This is a genomic window from Chloroflexota bacterium (assembly GCA_016219275.1).
In the GTDB taxonomy this organism is placed as follows: domain Bacteria; phylum Chloroflexota; class Anaerolineae; order UBA4142; family UBA4142; genus JACRBM01.
The window spans coordinates 1-20,468 of the sequence record JACRBM010000055.1 but is presented as its reverse complement, the minus strand read 5'-3'; the positions used below and the strand labels follow the sequence as shown (position 1 = coordinate 20,468).

The 20,468-nt window shown below is 58.4% G+C and carries 13 protein-coding genes; 9 read left to right on the top strand and 4 right to left on the bottom strand.

The features are described from left to right. Positions 1-125: 125 nt before the first annotated feature. The 4 genes from HY868_14670 (at position 126) to HY868_14655 (ending at position 5,892) form a co-directional block, all read left to right on the top strand. On the top strand, positions 126-1,109 hold the full coding sequence (locus HY868_14670) for a CoA transferase subunit A (protein MBI5303376.1): 984 nt from the start codon (positions 126-128) through the stop codon (positions 1,107-1,109). A gap of 9 nt (positions 1,110-1,118) precedes the next feature. Further along, entirely contained in the window at positions 1,119-1,910 is a 792-nt protein-coding gene (locus tag HY868_14665; GenBank protein MBI5303375.1) for a 3-oxoacid CoA-transferase, read from the top strand. Between the two features lie 28 nt (positions 1,911-1,938). Then, positions 1,939-3,366, top strand: a complete 1,428-nt coding sequence (locus HY868_14660; protein ID MBI5303374.1) for a short-chain fatty acid transporter — start codon at positions 1,939-1,941, stop codon at positions 3,364-3,366. A gap of 135 nt (positions 3,367-3,501) precedes the next feature. Continuing rightward, on the top strand, positions 3,502-5,892 hold the full coding sequence (locus HY868_14655) for a GAF domain-containing protein (GenBank protein ID MBI5303373.1): 2,391 nt from the start codon (positions 3,502-3,504) through the stop codon (positions 5,890-5,892). Between the two features lie 200 nt (positions 5,893-6,092). On the opposite strand, the gene HY868_14650 is transcribed toward HY868_14655, so the two are convergent. After that, the gene (locus HY868_14650) at positions 6,093-7,361 is read right to left on the bottom strand and encodes a glycosyltransferase (protein MBI5303372.1); all 1,269 of its coding nucleotides are present in this window, start codon (positions 7,359-7,361) and stop codon (positions 6,093-6,095) included. Continuing rightward, positions 7,358-8,467 (bottom strand): glycosyltransferase family 4 protein, encoded by a 1,110-nt coding sequence (locus HY868_14645; GenBank protein ID MBI5303371.1) that lies wholly within the window; start codon positions 8,465-8,467, stop codon positions 7,358-7,360. The genes HY868_14650 and HY868_14645 overlap by 4 nt, the downstream gene beginning before the upstream one ends. Before the next feature lie 258 nt (positions 8,468-8,725). Between HY868_14645 and HY868_14640 the strand changes: the two genes are divergently transcribed. From HY868_14640 to HY868_14620, 5 genes are all read left to right on the top strand, one after another. Further along, positions 8,726-9,655, top strand: a complete 930-nt coding sequence (locus tag HY868_14640; protein ID MBI5303370.1) for a M28 family peptidase — start codon at positions 8,726-8,728, stop codon at positions 9,653-9,655. Between the two features lie 59 nt (positions 9,656-9,714). Beyond that, positions 9,715-14,559 carry a hypothetical protein gene (locus HY868_14635; GenBank protein ID MBI5303369.1) on the top strand — a complete coding sequence of 1,615 codons (4,845 nt, stop codon included), beginning with the start codon at positions 9,715-9,717 and terminating at the stop codon, positions 14,557-14,559. A gap of 137 nt (positions 14,560-14,696) precedes the next feature. Beyond that, positions 14,697-15,497 carry a GxxExxY protein gene (locus HY868_14630; protein MBI5303368.1) on the top strand — a complete coding sequence of 267 codons (801 nt, stop codon included), beginning with the start codon at positions 14,697-14,699 and terminating at the stop codon, positions 15,495-15,497. 122 nt (positions 15,498-15,619) lie between these two features. Further along, on the top strand, positions 15,620-16,996 hold the full coding sequence (gene hflX / locus HY868_14625) for a GTPase HflX (protein ID MBI5303367.1): 1,377 nt from the start codon (positions 15,620-15,622) through the stop codon (positions 16,994-16,996). Between the two features lie 88 nt (positions 16,997-17,084). Continuing rightward, positions 17,085-17,564, top strand: coding sequence for a RidA family protein (locus tag HY868_14620; protein MBI5303366.1), 480 nt, complete (start codon positions 17,085-17,087; stop codon positions 17,562-17,564). A 75-nt stretch (positions 17,565-17,639) separates the two neighbouring features. Here the strand turns inward: HY868_14620 and HY868_14615 are convergent, their stop codons facing one another. Further along, positions 17,640-18,422 (bottom strand): hypothetical protein, encoded by a 783-nt coding sequence (locus tag HY868_14615; protein MBI5303365.1) that lies wholly within the window; start codon positions 18,420-18,422, stop codon positions 17,640-17,642. Between the two features lie 284 nt (positions 18,423-18,706). Continuing rightward, a partial coding sequence (locus HY868_14610) for a hypothetical protein (GenBank protein MBI5303364.1) occupies positions 18,707-20,468 on the bottom strand: 1,762 nt, incomplete at its 5' end.

The window sequence follows — 20,468 nt, the reverse complement described above, 5'->3', positions numbered from 1 at the left end:
CAACCACGCCGTTCGGCGCTTTTCCTAATTGGACATACCCACTCGGTTTTGTTTGTGCTAGACTTGAAACTGGTTGCGCCTGAACATTCCGCAGATGTTTGCAACCTAGATGAAGGAGAAGCGATATGAGTGACGATGTGATTTCTCAGGGTGAAGTGTTTACTTCGCCGGATTCGAATGCGGCGCGCGAGTTCTTTCGTCAAAAATCGCGCGCGATGACGAACAAGCAAATGAGCGTGAGTGAGACGGTGAGTCGTTTCGTCCACGATGGCGATTACGTCGCGTCCGGCGGATTTGGCGGCGTGCGCATCGCGACGGCGATTCTGCACGAGATCGTGCGCCAACACAAAAAGAACCTGGGATTTTCCGGGCATACTGCGACGCACGATTTTCAAATCATGGTCGCGGGCAAATGTTTCGACCGGTGCGATGCCGCGTACATCGTCGGCTTGGAGATGCGCGGACTGTCGCCCAACGCGCGGCGCTACATGGAGACCGGCAAGGTGCGCGTGACCGACTGGAGCAACGCGACACTGGGTTGGCGCTACAAAGCGGCGGCGATGGGCTTGCCGTATTTGCCGGCGCGCTCGTTGATGGGCACAGACGTGCTCAAGAACAGCGCGGCGAAAGAAATCACGTGCCCGTTCACCGGCGAAAAACTCGTCGCGTTGCCCGCACTGTTTCCGGATGTTGGCATTGTGCACGTTCATCGCGCGGACGTGTACGGCAACGCGCAGATTGACGGCATCAGCGTGGCAGATTACGACATCGTGCGCGCATCGAAACACGTGATCGTCAGTACCGAGCGGATTGTCAATACCGATGAGATTCGCAAAGATCCCAGCAAAACACTCGCGCCGTACTGGCTGGTGGACGCGGTGTGTCATGTGCCGTACGGCGGTTATCCCGGCGACATGCCGTACGAGTACTACTCGGATGAAGAGCATCTCGCCGAGTGGATGGAAGCGGAGAAGGACGAAGCGACGCTCGACGCGTTTATAAACAAGTACATTTACGACACGGAAAATTTTGACGAGTATCTCGCGCTCAAGGGCGGCGAAACGCGGATGGCGGAACTGCGCGCATTGCAACCTCTGCGACGCGGCTAGGAGGAAACGATGGGACAACAATCCGAACGCTATAACGTGATGGAGTTGATGGTGTGCGTTTCCGCGCGCCAACTCGAAGATGGTAAGACCGCGATGATCGGCACTGGGATGCCGCTCGCCGCCGCGATGCTCGCGCAAAAAACTGCCGCGCCGAGTCTCGTGTTGCTGTTCGAAGCGGGGAGCGTCGCGCCGCAATTACCCAGACTGCCGATTTCCGTCGCCGATTCGTGTACGCAATCCGGCTGTCTTTTGCACGGTAGCATGAATGAAGTGATGGAAGCATGTCAGCGCGGGATTGTGGATTACACGTTTTTGGGCGGCGCGCAGATTGATATGTACGGCAACATCAATTCGACGATGATCGGCGCGAATTATCAAAAGCCCAAGGTGCGTTTGCCCGGGAGCGGCGGCGCGAACGATCTCGCGTCGTTTTGTTGGAAGACGCTCGTCATCACGCCGCACGACAAACGCCGTTTCACCAACCAGTTGGATTTTCTGACGACGCCGGGTTACTTGACCGGACCGGGCGCGCGCGAACGCGCCGGGCTGCCGCCGGATACCGGTCCGTACAAAGTGATTAGCACGCTCGCACTGATGGGGTACGACCCGGCAACCAAACGGATGCGCGTCGAAAGTTTGCATCCTGGGGTGAGCCAAGAGGACGTGATCGCCAACACGGGGTTTGAAATGTTGTTCGCTGATCCATTGCCGGTCACGCTCGAACCGACCGACACAGAGTTACGCATTTTGCGAGAGGAGGTGGACCCGCAAGGTTTTGTGATCGGAAAACGCGCGCAATAAACCAAGTACTATTCTTCAAAGAGGAGGAATCGTTATGTTGCAGAAACTGGCTACCGCGATGACGCGCTGGAGCACGCGCTGGGTTCCGGATGCCTGGATTATCGCGGTCATCCTGACGATCGTGGGTTATTTGATGGCTTTCTTTCTCGCGCCATCTGCCAAACCCGCCGGCTTGCCCGAACTCAAACCCGCGCTCGATTTGGATCGCGCGGGTGTGTTGGTCTTTTACTGGGGTCGCGGTTTTTGGGTCTTGTTGACCTTCGCGATGCAAATGTCCTTGATTATCTTGACCGGTTACATCGTCGCCGTGTCGCCGCCGTTCCGCCGCCTGCTCAACTGGCTTGCCGGTCTGCCGAAAGATCCGCGTAGCGCGATCGCGCTGATGGCGTTCGTTTCGATGGCGTTGTCGTTCTTCAACTGGGGTCTTTCGATTGTCGGCTCGGCGGTGTTCGCGCGCTTTATGGTGAAAAAGCAACGCGGCGTGGACTATCGTTTGCTCATCGCCGCGGCGTACCTGGGTCTCGGCACGACGTGGCATTCGGGCTTGTCCGCGTCCGCGCCGTTGCTCGTCGCAACGCCCGGGCACTTTATGGAAAAACAAATGGGTTTGATTGACATCACGCAAACCATCTTTCACCCATTTAACCTGGTCCTGATCGCGGTCATTATGATCTTCTTGACCGTGTTCACGCCGTTGCTGCATCCCAGGAAAGAGGATGTGGTTGAAGCGGATCCGACGCTCGTGCAAGAGGAAGAATTCACACCGCCCACGCTACCCAAGGACGCGACACCCGCCGAGAAACTCGAACACTCGCCGGTCATCAATGTGCTCATCGGCGCGATCTTTGGCTTGGTGTTCCTGTGGCAGTACTTTGGCGCAGCGCCCGCCGGCGGTCAGATTACATTGCAAATCGCGTTGAGTCGCATCAACCTTGACACCGTCAACTTTATCTTCCTGACTCTCGGCGTGCTGCTGCACTGGACGCCCGCATCTTTGCTCAAAGCCGCGAAAGAAGCCGGCGGATTTATCTGGGGCGTCGTTCTGCAATTCCCGTTTTACGCCGGCGTGTTTGGGATCATTCAGTACTCGGGCTTGCAAGACGTGATTGCGAATTGGTTCGTCGTGCTCGCGAACAAGAGCACGTATCCGGCGTTCATCTACTGGTACTCCGGCATCCTGAATTACTTTGTGCCGTCCGGCGGTTCCAAGTGGGCGATTGAAGCGCCATACGTCATCGCCGCCGGCGTCAAGCTGGGTGTGCCGAACTCGTTGACCGTGTTGACGTACGCGTGGGGCGATATGATGACGGACATCATCCAACCGTTCTGGGCGATTCCATTGCTCGGCGTCGCGAAACTCAACTTTCGCGACATTATGGGCTATTGCCTCATCATCTTCATCCCGTACGTTATCATCATCACGATTGCGTTTCTGCTCGCGCCCATGTTCTTTTAGGGCGTGCGGAATGTGGTTCGGGTCGGGACGAGCGCGCCTCGTCTCGACTTTTTTTATTTGATATTGTGCGCGCCTCGTTGTAGAATAGAGGTACCTAATGTGCAACTTCCAAATTGTCATTTCGAGGAGCGGGTTTTGCGACGAGAAATCTCGCCAGGTACGGGCGAGCGATTTCTCGCTACGCTCGAAATGACAGACAAGTTGCACATTGCGTTAGAGGTATCTTTGATGGCAGTGTGTTCAATGACGAACGAATCCATCGCGACGATTTTGGCAAGCCAACAAATGCAACGCGCGCTTCACGAAGCGGCGTGGGCGGCGCACGTGCTTTTGCGCGCGGATGCGACGATTATTTTCGCGTTCACAGACGAACAGCAATTTCGCGCGGCAGTTTGGCATGGCGTTGAAGCCGCCGATGCCGCGCTGGACGCGCGCGGCGCGTACGTCCAGTCGTTGCGCGCGGGACGCCGCGCCATCGCGTGGTCGCAGTCCGACCAGTGCGCCGACGCGGACGTGCGCGGATTGATCGAGCGTCTCGCGCCGGGCGGTGGGCTGATGGTTCCCTTGTTCGTCAACGCGGATCTGGTTGGCGTGTGGCTCGTCGCGGCGACTCCTGCGCGCACGTTCGGCGAACACGACGAGTTGATGCTACGGACGCTCGCTGAAAACATCAGTCTGACCACCGAGAGTGTATTGCTTTCGGCGGAGAATTTGCGTTATCGCCGCGAGACTGACGCGCTGTACGAAATCGGCAAAGAGATTTCGCAACTGCTCGATTTGGATCGCGCGCTGGAGGTGATCGCGGAAAAAACGTGCGCGTTGCTCAACGCCGAAATCAGTTACATCGCGTTGGCGGACGACGCGGCGCAAGTGATCCGCGTGCGCGTGACCCAGGGCACGCATCACGATGCGCTGCGACACATGGTCATTCGTTATGGCGAAGGTGTTGGTGGTTACGTCGCGACGACGCGCACGCCGCTATTGCTCGACAACTATCCGCGCGATGCGCGTCCCAAACCAGCTGGCATCGCGGACATCGTCGCATCCGAAGAAATCATTTCGGTGATTTGTGTGCCGATGTTCACGCGGCAAAAACTCGTCGGCGTGTTGTACGCGGCGAGCCGGCGCGAAGCCGCGTTCAAGCCGGCGCAACTCGATTTGCTCTACGCGCTCGGTACGCAAGCCGCCATCGCGATTGAAAACGCGCGGCTGTATCAAGAAGCCAAGGTGACGAGCGAACGTTTGCGCGCGGATCGCAATACGCACACGCAGTTGCTCAACCTCGTATTGAACAACCAGGGTTTGTTGGCGATTGCCGACACGCTCTCCGATTTGGTGCATTTGCCCATCGTCGTCGAGAACAGTCGCTTGCATTTGGTGTGCGCCTCATCGCGTGGGTGCGTGGCGATAGACGATCGGCAGATCGCGAACTTGCATTCGTCTTCGGTTGAGTTATGGCACAATCCGGTGTTTAGCGACCAGCTGACCATTTTGCGCGACGAGCGTCGTCTCGTTCGCGTGCCGCCGCAACCGGATCGGCGCATCTATCACCCGCGCGTCATCGCGCCGATTGTCGCGGGCGCGAACCTGCTCGGTTACGTGTCGGCGTGGGAAGTTGGACAAAACCTCACCGAGCAGCAGTGCGCGGCAATCGAGCAAGCCTCGATCGTGTTCGCGCTCGAATTTCTCAAACAGGACGCGGCAGAGGCGGTCGAGCAGCGCCTGGCAGGTGATTTCCTCGACGATCTAATTTCGGGACGCGGCACGAGCGACCCGGCAATTCAACAACGCGCGCGGCGGTACCGCTTCGATTGGACACGCGCCCATCGCGTCGTGGTGTTGGATATTGACGGGTTTGCTGAGGCGATCAAGGAGCATCGTTGGACAGAAACTGACGCGTTGACGATCAAACGACGTTTTGTCGGTACGGCGCGCGACGTCATCACGGCGGATGCGCCCGGCGCATTGATCGGCACGCGCGGCGACAGTCTCATCGCGATTGTGCCCGCGCGCGATCTGTCCGCGCTCGCGCAAGCGATGCAACACGCGCTCCGTGCCGCGCTTGCCGAAGTGACGGTGTCCGTGGGGATTGGACGGGCGGCGGATACCGTGGCGGGCTTGCCCGGTTCGTACGACGACGCGCGGGCAGTGATCCGCGCGGCGAATCGCGCGGGGGCGCGTGGCAGTGTGGCGACGTTCGAGAGTCTGGGCGTGTTGCCGCTCTTGTTGCAAACCCAGGATCAGCAAGGATTGATGGATTTCCAAGAACGGCATCTGCGCGCGTTGCTCGATTATGATGCGCGGCATCAAACGCAACTCGTTTCGACGCTGACGGCGTACCTGGCGCACAGCGGCAGTTTGCAGAAAACCGCGACGGCGTGCCATGTGCATTTGAACAGTCTCAAGTACCGGATGCGGCGCATTCGCGAAATCACCGGGCTAGACCTGGATGACGGCGAGGTGCGGTTCAATCTCCAACTCGCGTTGTCCATTCATTCGGCGTTGACCATGTTGCGCGATGCGTGAGCGGGGTGCGAATGGCAAATGGCAGATGGCGTAATGAAAAAATCCGTTCCACTACTTCACCTTCGCTAAAATCATAAATTCATGCGCGAATAACGCGAATGAATTTAAAAATTAGCGGAGATTCGCGTTATTCGCGGATAAAAAACGGGCGAAAACGAATTGGCGAAGGTATTGCCACTTGAACGGATTTCTTGTTCCCTTTATTTCCTTAATTCCCTCGTTTCCCTGTTTCCCTGCTTTCTTGTTTCCTTACGCGCTTGCGCGTAAATCTCATCGAACGCGGGAACAATCGCGCGCCAATCGTACCGGGTTTCCGCGAGCGTGCGCGCAGATTGACCGAGCGCGCGCCGGCGTCCTGGGTCGCGCAAGAGCGCGATGACCGCGCGCGCGAACGCGTCCGGTTCGTCCGCGAGCACCGCGTCGCGTTCGGGCATCAGCGCGATGCCTTCGACGCCGCGCGTGGTTGAGACAATCGCCTTGCCCATCGCCATCGCTTCGAGCGCCTTGAGCCGCGTGCCGCTGCCCATTCGCAACGGCATCACGTAGACCGCCGCGTCCGCGATGAACGGACGAACGTCCGGCACCGCGCCGGTCACTTGCACACCATCGCGTTGCGCGAGCGCGGCGACACGCGGCGCGGGTTTCTGCCCGACGATGACGATGTGCGCGAGCGGAATCTCGGCGCGAATGCGCGGCAGAATTTCATCGCAGAACCAGATCATCGCGTCAATGTTCGGGCGAAAATCCATTTTGCCGGTGAACACGAGCGCGAGTTCCGCGAGCGGTTTAGCGCAGACCTCATCGGAAGGAACGTAGAACTCGGTGTCCACGCCGTTGGGGATGGTGGTGATGGGTAATTGGTCATTGGGAAATAGCGCGCGAATGTGATTGGCGTCCGTGTCGGAACACGCGACGACGTGATCCGCAAGTTGGCAGATTGCGCGTTCGTAGCGTTCGAGTTTCTTCCACTGGATCAGCGAGTAAAGCGCGGCGTGCGCGCGCGTCCATCGTTTTGCATCCGATTCGAACGCAGTGCGTTGCAGGACGTACTCGGCGTTGTGATCGTCGAAAACGAATTGCGAATTGCGAATTGCGAATTGCGAATTTAGAACATACCGCGCCATCTCGATGCCTTCGACTTGAACGACATCGCATTGCTCTTCTCTCAACGTGCGCGCGACAAGCGCGTGCATCGCAGCGGATTTTAGTCGCAGCGCCATGTCCGGCAGCGGCGAGGTGAGCGTCGTCCACGCGCGTTGCCACAACGCGCGCACAGGATACGGCGCGATCGCGATGCGTTCGCACAGCGCGTGCAGGGGCGCGGCGTTCTGCAATTCGTCCGGCGCGCCAAAGGAGAGGAGCGTGATCGTGTGGCGCGGCGCAAGCTGTTTGATCAGATTGAAATTCCGCAACGTGGTGCCTTGTTGTGGAGGATACGGCAACTGGGGCGTGAGGAACAAGAGTTTCATTGCGCGGCGACTTGACGGTACACGTCGAGCGTTTCGCGCGCGGCGCGCTCCCACGAAAAACCCTGGGCGCGTTTCAAACCTTTATCGCGCATTTCGCGGCGCAATTTTTCATCGGAGAGGACGCGGGACATGGCGACCGCCAGCGCATCCACGTCTTCGGGATTGATGAGCAACGCCGCGTCGCCGACGACTTCGGGGAGCGACGACACGTTCGACGTGATGACCGGCGTGCCGCACGCCATCGCTTCGAGCGGTGGCAAACCAAACCCTTCGTAGAACGAGGGGAACACGAACGCGGCGGCGGCGTTGTACAGATACACCAGTTCGTCGTTGGGAATGCCGCCCAAAAAGCGTACGGTGTCACCCAGGTTCAACTCCGCGATCACGCGATCCACTTCATCGGCGAGCCAACCGCGATTGCCCACCAGCGCGAGCGTCGCGGTAATTTTGTACTTGTCGCGCAGTTGACGAAACGCGCGTAGCAACGTCGGCAAATTTTTGCGCGGCTCGAGCGTGCTGACGAATAGGAAAAAGGGCGCGGTCAAATAATAACGCGCGCGCGTGCGTTCGAGCGCTTCCGTGTTCGTGACCGGCGCAAAGAGCGGATGCGCGGCTTCGTGAATCACGGACACTTTGTTTTCGGGCACGCCGAGCAGACGAATCAAATCGCGTTTGGTGCTTTGCGAAACGGCGATGATGTGATCGGCTTGGCGCGCGGCGATGTCCACCTGACCGTAATAGCGCGCGCTCTCGCGCGTCAAGAATCGCGGATAAAGGAGAAACGCGAGATCGTGCACGGTGATGACGCCGGGAAAGCGCGTGCGCGAGGGTGGAATGAAATCCGGACTGTGCAATACGTCAAGGGTAAAGGGAAGCAATTCGAGCGACAACGCTTGCCGCTCAAAGCGATGATGGCTGGGAGTCCACAAGCGCGCGCGTTTGAAATTCGATTGCGTGACGATGCGTGTGTCATCTTTGCGACTGGCGAACAAGACATAGTCGTTGTCGCTATCAATCTGCGCCAGCGCCTGGGTCAGGCGCAAGATGTACTGCCCGATGCCGGCTTTGTGATAATAGACGAGCCGCGCGTCAATCCCAATTCGCACTCGATTGCTCCCTGAGACAAAGTGACCCGATTATACGCGGGGTTGCGGATTGCGTCAACGTGCGGATCTACCCAGCCCATCCTTTTCGATTCCTGGAGAATGATACCTTCAAACCTCCGCAAGGATGAGCAGTCGCCAACGTGCTGGGACAGTTGCGAATTGCATCAAGGAATGGTATAGTTTCGGCGCGCATCATCGTGTAGGCAAAACAATACACACGCAAAAAATCCTGGTTATTTTTGAAATGGAGAAAACGCTATGCGAATGTTGTCTCGCGCGATTATTTTTTTTCTCGCGTTGTTCGCGATGGGATGTGGCGGGACGCCGACGCCAACGCCACCGACGCCAACACCGGCGCCAAAAATTTTCGACGGCGACCACGCGTACGCACATGTGACCGAGCAAATGAAACTGGGTCCGCGTCCGTCGGGCAGTGCGGCGAATCGCGCGCTCGCGGATTACATCGCGACGAAACTCAAAGAATCCAAATGGACCGTAGTTACACAAGACTTTCAATACCGCGGCGTGCCGATTCGCAACGTCATCGGCAAGCTTGCAGAGGGCAGGGGACCGATCATTATTCTCGGCGCACATTTCGACACGCGCCCGCTCGCGGATCAAGACCGCGCGAATGCGACCAAGCCGGTACCGGGCGCGAACGACGGTGCGAGCGGTGTCGCAGTGTTACTCGAACTCGCGCGCGTGCTCGATGCGTCGAAACTCAAAAACGAAGTGTGGCTCGCGTTTTTCGACGCGGAGGATAACGGCTATCTGCCAACGTGCGCGCTCATCGCCGTGCCGTGCGACTCGGTGTTGTGGCCCTTTTCAGTCGGCGCGGAGTACGTCGCGGCGAATCTGACGGCGAAACCGGAATACGTTGTCGTCGTGGACATGATCGGCGATGCCGACCAGAACATTTACTACGAGCAAAACTCGGACAAGGAATTGCAAGAAAAATTATGGGGCATCGCCGCCAAATTGGGCTACGCGAGTAATTTCATCGCGCAGGACAAGTGGAGCATGGAAGACGATCACACGCCGTTTCTTCAGCGCGGCATTCGTGCCGTGGATTTGATTGATTTCGATTATCCGTACTGGCACACGATCCAGGATACGGCTGACAAGGTATCGGGCGCGAGTTTGGAGCGCGTGGGTCGTGTGATACAAACCTGGCTCGAAACGCGATAAACCGACTGATCAGATACCAGGTTTCTTGAAGAAACCTGGTATCTCAAGAGGAACAAACAATGCCATCGAAACTTACCTTTCACATCAGCAATTTTGATACGCGCGTTTTTGATCTGCTCCAACAAATGCAGCCGACCGTCGTCAAGATATTCGAATTTCCGAGCGATACGAACGTGGACGAGATTCGCCGCCGGTGTCCCGGCGCGTTGATCGTGTATCGCCAGTACACCAACCTGTCGTTCAAAAATCCGGCAGACCTGTTCGTCGCCGAATTGACCGACACGTTGAATAAATTGCGCGGGCGCGGCATCGTCTGGGAAGGCATCAACGAGCCGGTGCTTAACAGCGAAGCGGAGGCGCGCGCCGTCTCCGATTGGTACGTGCGCTTTGCGTCGTTGATGCACGTGCGCGGCGAAAAGGTGGCGGCGTATTCGTTCTCGACCGGCAATCCGCGTTTGGAGTGGGTCCCCCTGCTCGCGCCCGGCGCGGCGGCGTGCGACTATCTCGCGCTCCACGAGTACGCGCACCCGGTTTACGGAATTAAAGACCTGGGTCGCTATCGCCTGTTCCGCAATCGGCTCCCCGCATCCGCGCGCAAGCCGGTTCTCATTACCGAGTGCGGGCTTGACGATGGCGCGAATCATGGGTGGCAAACCTATCTGGAGGCAAGCGCGTATCTGCAACTGCTCGCGGACTATGACCGGCAAATCGTCCAGGATCGTTGCTTGGTTGGCGCGACGATTTTTCAATATGGCGCGGGCAGCACCTGGCAAACGTTCGACGTTGCTCCGATAGGTGTGCCCATCGCGCAGTACGTCGCCGGGCAGGGCGGCGGTGGCAACGCGCCGCAACCACCGGCATTCCCCGCGCACATTTACGGCGTGCACGATCTCGGCGGACGCGACACGCTCGTCACCGCGCAAAAAACCGGCTGGCTCGTGGATACGGTGAATTTGCAAACCGAAACCGGCAAGGATTACTCGACGTATCGCAATGCCGGCATCGAACCGATCGTGCGGCTCAACAATGGTTATGATCCGGTCGGCACGATTCCGGTGTCGAGCGAGTACGCCACGTTCGCAACGAAATGCGCGGCGTATGTTCGTAACTCGCCCAGCGCGCGCGTGTGGATCATCGGTAACGAGATGAACATCATCGCCGAACGTCCGACGACATCGGGAGGCGTGCGTGAAATTATCACGCCCGCCAAGTACGTGGATTGTTTCGTCCAATGCCGCGATGCGATTCGCGCGATACCCGGGCACGCGGATGACTGGGTTGTGCCGGGCGCGATCGCGCCGAGCACGAACGACACGGCATACAGCGGAAACACACGCGGCGATTGGGTGCAATATCTGGTTGACTTGCTCAACCTGCTTGGCGATCAGGTGGACGCGCTGGCGCTGCACGCGTACACGCACGCGCACGCGGTCGCCGAAATCACGAGCGACAGTCCGATGAGTGCGCCGTTCACCGACCGGCAATTTCACTTTCGCGCGTACCGCGATTTTTTGAACGCGATCCCGGCGCGACATCGGTTGTTGCCGGTGTTGATCACCGAAACCGATCCGCTCGATGGTTGGCAAAACATCAACGTCGGTTGGGCGCAAGGCGTGTATCAGGAAGTCAACGCGTGGAGCGCCGTCGTCACGAATCAACCGATTCAGGCGCTGGCGTTGTTCCGGTGGAACAAGTTGCTAGATCGTCCCGAGTACGGCATCGAAGACAAACCCGGCGTGCTCGACGATTTGCGCGCCGCGCTCGCGCGGGACTATCGCGCGCGCTGGGCAAACACGAGCATTCCCGTCATCACCCAGGTCGCGTTCGCGCCCACGTCCGCAGTCGTCGGCGACGTGATGCAAATTAGCGTGACGATCACGAATGCGAGCGATGCGACGCTGGCGACCCAGGGACCCGACCCAGGTTTTGTGTACGACGAAGGCGACACGTTCATCACACGCGGATTTGGCGACGTGGGCGGCGCGTACCGCATCGGCGTTGATTTCGACGGACACGCCGGGATTGACCATTCGTATCGTTGGGGTTTGGGTTCGCCGCTCGCGCCGGGCGAAACACGCACGATCACCGGCGGCATTCGTTTCAAAACGATGCAAGCGCGCAATTACTGGGTCGGGCTGGTGCACGAACGCATTGCCTGGCTGCAAGACCGTATCGGCACGCAACTCATCACGGTCAACTTGCCAATACAAGTCACGAGTGTGACGTTCTCGCCGACGACGATTGAGGCAGGACAGACGCTCAGCGTGAGCATTACCGTGCGAAACAATGGCACGGTCGAGTTGCCTACCCAGGGACCTGATCCCGGATTTCTGTACGAGGAAGGCGACTCGTTTTATTCGCGCGGATTCCCAGACACGATGGGCAGTTTACGCGTCGGCGTGGATTTCGATGGACGCATCGGTGTGGATCATCCGTACCGCTGGGGATTTGGTTCACCGTTGCAGCCGGGCGAAACACGCACGATCACCGGCGCGATTCGATTGCGCACAGTGCGCGTCGCGAATTATTGGGCGGGACTCGTGCAGGAACGCGTCGCGTGGATTCAGGACCGGCAAGGTACGCAAGCGATCACGGTGAACACGCCATCCGCGCAACCGCCGCGCATTACGAACGTCACGTTCACACCGACAACGTTGAGCGTGGGACAGAGCGTCACCGTGAGCATCACGGTCAGGAATGATTCGAGCGCGACGCTCGACACGCAAGGACCTGACCCAGGATTCATGTATCGCGAGGGCGACACGTTCGATTCGCGCGGGTACGCCGCGGTCGCGGGCAAGTATCGCGTCGGGGTTGATTTAGACGGGCGCGCCGGACTCGACCATCCGTACCGCTGGGGCTTTGGCACATCGCTCGCGCCCGGCGAAACGCGCGCGATCACCGGCACGATTCAATTGACGACCGCGCGCGCGGTGAACTATTGGGCGGGCTTGGTCAACGAGTACGTCGCGTGGGTGCAGGATCGGCAAGGCACGCAAACGATCACCGTCAACAGCGGACTGCGAATTACTTCTGTCGCGTTTGCGCCGACGACGCTCGCGGTTGGCGAGTTGCTCAACGTGAGTATCACGGTGCGGAACGATGGAGCGGCGTCGCTCGACACGCAAGCGCCTGACCCAGGTTTTGTCTACAACGAGGGTGACACGTTCGATTCACGCGGGCACGCCGCAGTCGCTGGCAAATATCGCGTCGGCATAGATTTTGACGGACGTGTCGGACTCGATCATCCGTATCGTTGGGGATTCGGTACCGCGTTGCAACCAGGGGAGACGCGCACGATCACCGGCGCGATTCGCCTCACGACCGCGCAAGCGCGCGATTACTGGGCAGGACTCGTCCACGAGTACGTCGCGTGGATGCAGGATCGCGAGGGCACGCAACGCATCACGGTGAGCGACGAGTTGCCCGCGCACTCGTTCACCGCGACGCCGAGCACGATTGCCGCAGGACAATCGGCGACGCTGGCGTGGAACGTCGCGAGCGCGCGCACCGTCACGCTCGACGGCGCGCCGGTCGCGGTGCAAGGTACCCAGGTCGTCGCGCCAACGCAGACGACGACGTACGTGTTGCGCATCGTTTTCCTCGATGGGCGCACGCGCGACCTGAGCGCGACGGTCACGGTCGCCGCGTTGCCACCTGGCGCGACGCGCTATCCCTCGGTGACGATCATGCCGGCGAACGTCGCGCGCTTGCAAACGTTCCCGCGTCCCACGAACGACAACGGACGCGGCTTGCACTTTCACCTCGATCTGCGCCAGCCGAGTGTGGACGCGACGGTGCAACATCTCACGTATATCGGTTGCAAGTGGACGCTGATTTACGCGCAGGATGAATTGCAAGCCGGGCGCGCCGCGCAAGGTTGTTGGAATGCCGGGATCATGCCAGTCGTTCGTATCGGGAAAAAAGTGGACGAGAATTTCGACCCGGTGCCGTACGTGAACGCGCTCAAAAATATCGGCGCGCCGGCGTACATTCAAATCTACAACGAGCCGGGCGATCCCGCCGAATGGCGCACGTTTCCGGGCGATCCGCAGTGGATCGGAATTTTTGCGGGGCGCTGGTCGGCAAAAGCCGCGCAGGTCGTGGATGCCGGTGGCTATCCCGGTCTCCAGGTGTACGGGCGCGACGAGTTCGACGCGGTCGTGAACGCGGTCGCGGCAATCGGTCGTACCGACATTTGGGAACGCGCATTTTACGCGCTGCACAATTACGGCGCGAATCACCCGGCGGACTATCCGTACGACGCGCTCAACCAAAGCACGATTTTCGACGACGATGTTTCGGTGTTGAGTTTTATCGAGTATGCCGCGTGGATGCTCGAACGCATCGGTTTCGTTCTGCCGATCATCGGCGGGGAGGGCGGCTGGAAGTTTGGCGTGCGCGACGACACGCGCTATCCGCCGGTGGACGCGGCGCATCATGCGCAGTATCACGCGGCGATGTTCGATTGGTTCCGCGCCGGCGTCATCGCGAACGGCGAGCCGTTGCCGGATTATTTGTTTAGCGCGACACCCTGGATTGCCGGCGGCTGGGGCAACGACGATTGGTGGGGCGGACCGCTCGGCGACAAGACCGCGACGCACGACGCAATTCGCGCGCTCCCCGCGTTCACGCGCAAGTTTACCTGGGATGGCGTCTACCCGCCACTGCCGCCGCCGCACTATTCATTCACCGCGACGCCAGCGACGATTCAACGCGGCGCGTCGTCAACCTTGACCTGGGACACGTTCGGCGCGCGCATGGTGTTTCTCGATGGCGCGCGGATGCCGCTGAATTTTTCGCAAGTGGTATCGCCAACGCAGACGACGACGTACGTGTTGCGGCTAATTCTCGCGGATGGGACGACCCAGGAATTGCGCGCGACGGTTACTGTCGTTGGGTAGTTGGGTAGTTTGGTGGTTGGGTGGTAAAATGAAAAACGATTACAACGGACAAGAGCGAAAAGGAACGGACGAAACGTGCGCCACCTGGTCTGTCCGTTTGTTTTCGGTTTTGTCAGTTGTTATCACCTGGAGCACCTATGCCTCAACTCATCCTGGAAGACCAAACCTATCAATTGCGCGGCGCATTGTTTCAGGTCTATCGCGAACTGAAGGGATCGGGCATCTCCGAATCTGCATGGGAGAGCGCACTCGCGATTGTGTTGGACGAGAAAAAGATTCCGCACAAGGAACAAACGCCGTACTCGGTGCATTACAAAGGCGTTGAGGTTGGACGTTATTACACGGATGTGATTGCCTGGGACATTATTCTGCTTGAATTGAAATCCTCGCCCGAAGATTTGTCGCCACTCAACATGGCACAGACAATTTCATACCTCAGGGTCACCGGCTTGCCACTCGCATTGTTGGTCAATTTTGGCGCAACAGACATCGAGATCAAGCGTGTGCCGAATTTCCTTGAGAAGAGATCGTGGCAAGACATTCAAGCGCCGGCATTCCAAGCGAAAGACACGATGTTGTTCCCCGAACTCGTGTACGCAATTCGCGGCATTTTGCTTCAAGTGCATTTTGAACTGGGACCTGGGTTCATTCATTTCGTTTACCGCCGTGCGGCACAAGTCGAGATGCGTGAACGCGGCATCCCATTTGAATTCAAAAAGCAAATTCCAGTCATGTTCCACCATCAAGTTTTGCAGAACGTGGATTGCCGTTTGATTATTGTGGAAAATTCTGTGGCAGTGGCAACCGTTGCGCTAAAAGAGGTCACCGATGTTCATCGGCAACGACTGGCACGGTATCTTGGTTGGCTCAACCTGAAAATCGGATTGCTCGCCAACTTTTACAAGACAACTCTGGAGATTGAGACGATTCGCGTGTAGGGAAGAGAGTACAACGGACAAAATCGAAAAAGAACGGACACAGCATTCACGGCTCGGAATTTTTTCCGTCTGTTTTCACCCTTGTCCGTTGTAATTCCTCCCGCGCACTCAAGGAGACCACCATCCCAAAACCATTAACCATCCCAGCTCAAGCCCCCATCGAAAAAGCATTTCTCGTCGGCGTCGAACTCAAGCGCCCGCGCAACGAATTTCCGATTGAGGATTCGCTCGACGAACTCGAACGGCTCGCGGAAACGGCGGGACTGCAAGTCATCGGGCGCGTCGTGCAACACGTCGAGCGCATCAACCCCGCGACGTTCATCGGCAAAGGCAAACTGAACGAGATCATCGCGACGCGCGCGGATGCGCCGTTTGATGTTTTGCTGTTCGACGAAGAACTGCACCCCAACCAACAACGCGAGATCGAGCAGGCGTTTGAAGGCGCGGACATCAAGGTGCTCGATCGCACCGCGCTCATCCTCGATATTTTCGCGCAACACGCGCGCACCAAAGAAGGCGCGCTCCAGGTCGAACTCGCGCAGTACGAGTACCGCTTGCCGCGTCTGACGCGCATGTGGACGCACCTCGCGCGCCAAGCCGGCGGCGCCGCCGGGCGCGGCGGCACCGGCGGCGTCGGCTTGCGCGGTCCCGGCGAACGCCAACTCGAATTGGATCGCCGCGAGATTCGCACGCGCATTTCGCATCTCAAAAAACAAATCGAAGAGGTGCGCACGCATCGCCGCGAGTATCGGCGCAAGCGCAAAAAGGAAGGCGCGCCCACCGTCGCGATTGTCGGGTACACGAACGCCGGAAAATCCACCTTGCTCAACGCGCTCTCTGGCGCGGATATTCTCACCGAAGACAAATTATTTGCGACGCTCGACCCGACGACGCGGCGCGTGAAATTGCCGGGCGGTTCCGAAGCATTGTTCACCGACACAGTCGGGTTCATCCAGAAACTGCCGACCGAACTCGTCGCCGCGTTTCGTGCCACGCTCGAAGAAATCACCGAAGCCGATGTGCTGTTGCACGTGCTCGACGCGTCGCACGCGAATGCGCGCGATCAAGCGCACGCGGTTGAAGAGACGCTTGAGGAAATCGGCGCGGGCGACAAGCCGATGGTGATCGCGTTGAATAAGATGGATCGCATACTCCTCCCGAACCCTCCCCTTGGTAAGGGGAGGGACTGGGTGGGGTCGGTTACCCAAGACGAGTCCGTTCGCTTCGCTCAGGACATGTTTTTGCGCGAGGGGAACGCGGTCCGCATCTCGGCGTTGAAAGGGCAGGGGTTGGACGAGTTGCTCGCACTCGTCGAACGCGCGCTCGCGGAAGAGATGATCCAATTGCGCGTGAGGATTCCGTACAATCAAGGCGAACTCGTCGCGCTGTTTCATCAACGCGGCATCATCGAACGCGAAGAGTTTACGCCGCGCGGCACCGTGATCGTCGGCAAGATCGCGGCGCGGTTAGTCGAACGGTTTGAAGAGTATCGAATCTAAGTTCCCGGAGTTCCCTCAGTTCCCTTATTTCCCATACTGGAGGAATGGAGGGAAATGAGGGAAAGAACTCGCGAAAGGAAAAAGCAAAATGAAAATCGAAGCGAAGTTGCAAGCAATGGGTCTGGTTCTGCCGGAGCCGATGAAACTGAACAAGCCGATGAAGTTGCCGTTCGCGTGGGTGCGCGTGCATGGCAGTCGCGCGTTCATCTCCGGGCACGGTCCGCTCAAGCCCGATGGCACGCTCGCGCATCCGCTCGGCAAGGTGGGCGCGGAGGTTTCCATCGAGGAAGGGTATCAAGCCGCGCGCTTGGTCGCGCTGAACATGCTCGCGAGTCTCAAGCGCGAGCTTGGCGACCTGGATCGCGTGACGGGCTGGGTGCGCGTGTTCGGGATGGTGAACTCGGCATCGGGATTCACGCAACAGCCGACCATCATCAACGGCTTTTCAGATTTGATCCTCGAACTGTGGGGACCCGAAGCCGGCGCGCACGCGCGATCCGCGGTTGGCATGGCGAGTCTGCCGATGGACATTCCGGTGGAGATCGAGGCGGAAGTGGACATTTCGTGAAGGATGAAGGCACGCTTCGCGGGATGAAGGATGAAAAAATCCTTCATCCTTTTTTCATTCAAAGGACACGAAAATTTATTTCTTCGTGCTCTTCGTGTCCTTCGTGGGGGATAATTTTTCTAGCCGTGCCTCCACCTGAGTTACCCAAGACGAATCCATCCGCGCGAGCCGATTCTTTTTGAGATTCTCGCGCATGATCCAAATAATGTCGCGGTCGTTGGTTGTGAACCACTTTTCCATCGCGCGCTTGCCGGCGTTGGGCGACGCGGCAACCGCGACACTCCAACAGTACGCCAGTCCTTTTTTGAGCGCGACAAACTCATCGCGCTTGCGGTCTTGTACCGCGCGAATCGAATCGGTCACGCGGTCGAGGATTGCGAGCACGCGCGCGACCTGGGTCTCGTCGCGTAACAAGCGCGGCTCGCACAACGCGGCAATCGCCGCACGCTGTTCGAGCAGATTGCCGGCGCTCCATTTCTCCATTTCGGCGATGAGCGTGTCCATGTCCGCATCGCCCCAGCGTTGCAGAGCCATCGCGACGCCTTCGCGCATCCGCCAGCGCGCATCGGACGCGCACGCGCGAATCGTTTTGATGTGCTTGTGCTTACCCTCGGCGACGAGTCGTCCCAGCCCCACGACGCCGCAGAAGGCAAGAAATTCGTACGGCGAGTTGACCGGTGCGCGCGCGGCGTCGTACGCGAGATAGCGCGTGAACAATGCCTCATCGCCGAGATCCGCGACGACCTGCGCGAGTTCGAGGTTGCCGCGCGGACCGGGCAAGCCGGACTCTTTGAGTAGGAACGCATCCCAGGTTTTGAGCGTTTTCAGTTTAGCGCGGTAGGTTTCGGATTTGGTCATGGTTTTGTTTGGACGCGGATGAACGCGGATTTTATTTTGTTATTTCGAAGAGTGTAGCGACGAGAAATCTCTCGTGTAATTGCTTGGAGATTTCTCGCTTCGCTGTTCAGGAACTTGTCATTTCGACCGAAGGGAGAAATCTATCCGCTTCGTGTGGGAGACTTCTCGCTTCGCTCGAAGTGACAGTTCGTGTCCTTACACACGCCACGCGCGGCGTGACATTCTCGAGATGACAATGATAAATGTTTTTTCGTCTGCGTTTGTCAGCGTTCGTCCGCGTCCCATCAATTTGTATTCCGTTCGACCCAACGGCGGACGAGTTCGACGTGATAACGGTACGCGCCGTCGGTCTTTTCGAGAATGTCGCGGTTGACCAACTTTCGTAGGGGCGTTGAATTCAACGCCCCTACATCTTTGCCCATCGCCACCGCGCGCATGATATCGCGTTGCGTGTCGTCGCTGTCGCGACCGTTGTACAAATCGGTAAAATACGCGATGCTCGTCGTCAACACTTGGTCGAGCGCGCGGTCGGTATCGTCGAGCGTCGCGGTCATGCGGTTCGCTTCGTTGAGCGCGTTGACCAAATCGCGGCACGTGGCTTGGAGCAGGTACGGCTGACAACCGGTGACCGCGATAATGCGATTTACCGCATCGGGTTCGTACCGCAACGGGAAATCGTCAATCGGTTTGACGATCAGCTCGCGCGCCTCGTCCTCTTTGAGCGCGCCGATGCGCAGGACGCGGACGTTGATGAGATAATCGCTGAGGAGGGGCACGCGTGGTAGGAGCGACGCATGCGTCGCCCCTACGTCGTCTATCGTGTGCGAGCCGCTCAACAAAACGGTGATGCGCGCATGATGCTGGATGATGCCGCGCAGAAAATCGAACACGCGCGAATCGAGCCGACCTGATTCGATCATCTCGATCAGCTTTTCGTACTCGTCGAGGTTGAGCAGAATCCAACGCTCGCCCACAATTTCTTCAACGCGTTCGAGCCAGGTCAGAAACGTCATGTACGGATCGCCGCGCAGTTCATCGCGCATGAGCGTGGGAAGTTGGATGCGGCGCGTGTTGAGCGCATCCACTTTTAACTTGTCCGCGATGAACGCGAGTAAGCCGCTCGCATCCTCGGCGGCGGTGGCGGATTGCAAATCAATTTCGACGGGGACGACGTTGGGACCGAGGCGATTGGGCATTTGCTTGATGACGGAGGTTTTGCCACTGCGGCGCGCGCCAAAGAGGAGTAGGGTGGGGCGTTGCTCGGCGGGCGTCGCGAGTTCGCGTTCGAGCGCGAGGAACAGATCGCGGCGACCTTTGAAGACTTTGGTGTCGTGTTTCAATGCGCCGCCCGGAACATAGACATTGGGAATGGTTTCTTGGATGTCAAGAAGTTCGAGTTCTTGATCGAAAACGCGTTCCCAGGTTTGCAGTGCTTGCCCAAACCGCGCGGCGGATTTGCGATTGCCACTCAGCGCGAGTCCTTCGCGTACGCGCGTCGTTTGCGCTTTAGCATTTCGCAATTGCGATTGCTTGTTCCACAACGTATCGCTTTCCATTGCGCCGCGCGCGTACTCGGCGATGTCGCGGATGGGCGGCAAAACATTTTCCAAATCAGGTGGCATTGGATAAGGCAACCACGTGAATTGTTCCGCGATGTTGGCGATTGCTTGAACACCTTGCGCGCGTTCCACATCATACGCGGTGAGTTCGATGAGCGCGTTCGTTGCCGCCCATTGTTGGCGAAATGATTGCGCGACAAGCGCGATGGGTTGTTGTGCGGCTTGGCGGTTGTGTTTGCCGATGATGATGAGATGTTGGTCGAGACCGAAGAGGGGAAACCAAATGAGTTCGTCCCAATTTGTTGGAGAGAAACGGAAAAGTGAAAGCGAATTTGTTGAGCTAGCAGAACGTGAAAGAAAAAAAGAAACTGGCATTTGAAAAATATATAGATAAAGACGAAAGTAACAAAAAATAAAACTCACGCCGAACGCCACGCCGACCGCCACGCCGACCGCCACGCCGACCGCCACGCCGACCGCCACGCCG

What these genes read in the sequence shown, in the direction of transcription:
- HY868_14620 (MBI5303366.1), top strand. Translation starts at nt 17,085, where the DNA reads ATGAAAATCGAAGCGAAGTTGCAAGCAATGGGTCTGGTTCTGCCGGAG.
- HY868_14630 (MBI5303368.1), top strand. Translation starts at nt 14,697, where the DNA reads ATGCCTCAACTCATCCTGGAAGACCAAACCTATCAATTGCGCGGCGCA.
- HY868_14665 (MBI5303375.1), top strand. Translation starts at nt 1,119, where the DNA reads ATGGGACAACAATCCGAACGCTATAACGTGATGGAGTTGATGGTGTGC.
- HY868_14650 (MBI5303372.1), bottom strand. Translation starts at nt 7,361, where the DNA reads ATGAAACTCTTGTTCCTCACGCCCCAGTTGCCGTATCCTCCACAACAA.
- HY868_14670 (MBI5303376.1), top strand. Translation starts at nt 126, where the DNA reads ATGAGTGACGATGTGATTTCTCAGGGTGAAGTGTTTACTTCGCCGGAT.
- HY868_14635 (MBI5303369.1), top strand. Translation starts at nt 9,715, where the DNA reads ATGCCATCGAAACTTACCTTTCACATCAGCAATTTTGATACGCGCGTT.
- HY868_14640 (MBI5303370.1), top strand. Translation starts at nt 8,726, where the DNA reads ATGCGAATGTTGTCTCGCGCGATTATTTTTTTTCTCGCGTTGTTCGCG.
- HY868_14615 (MBI5303365.1), bottom strand. Translation starts at nt 18,422, where the DNA reads ATGACCAAATCCGAAACCTACCGCGCTAAACTGAAAACGCTCAAAACC.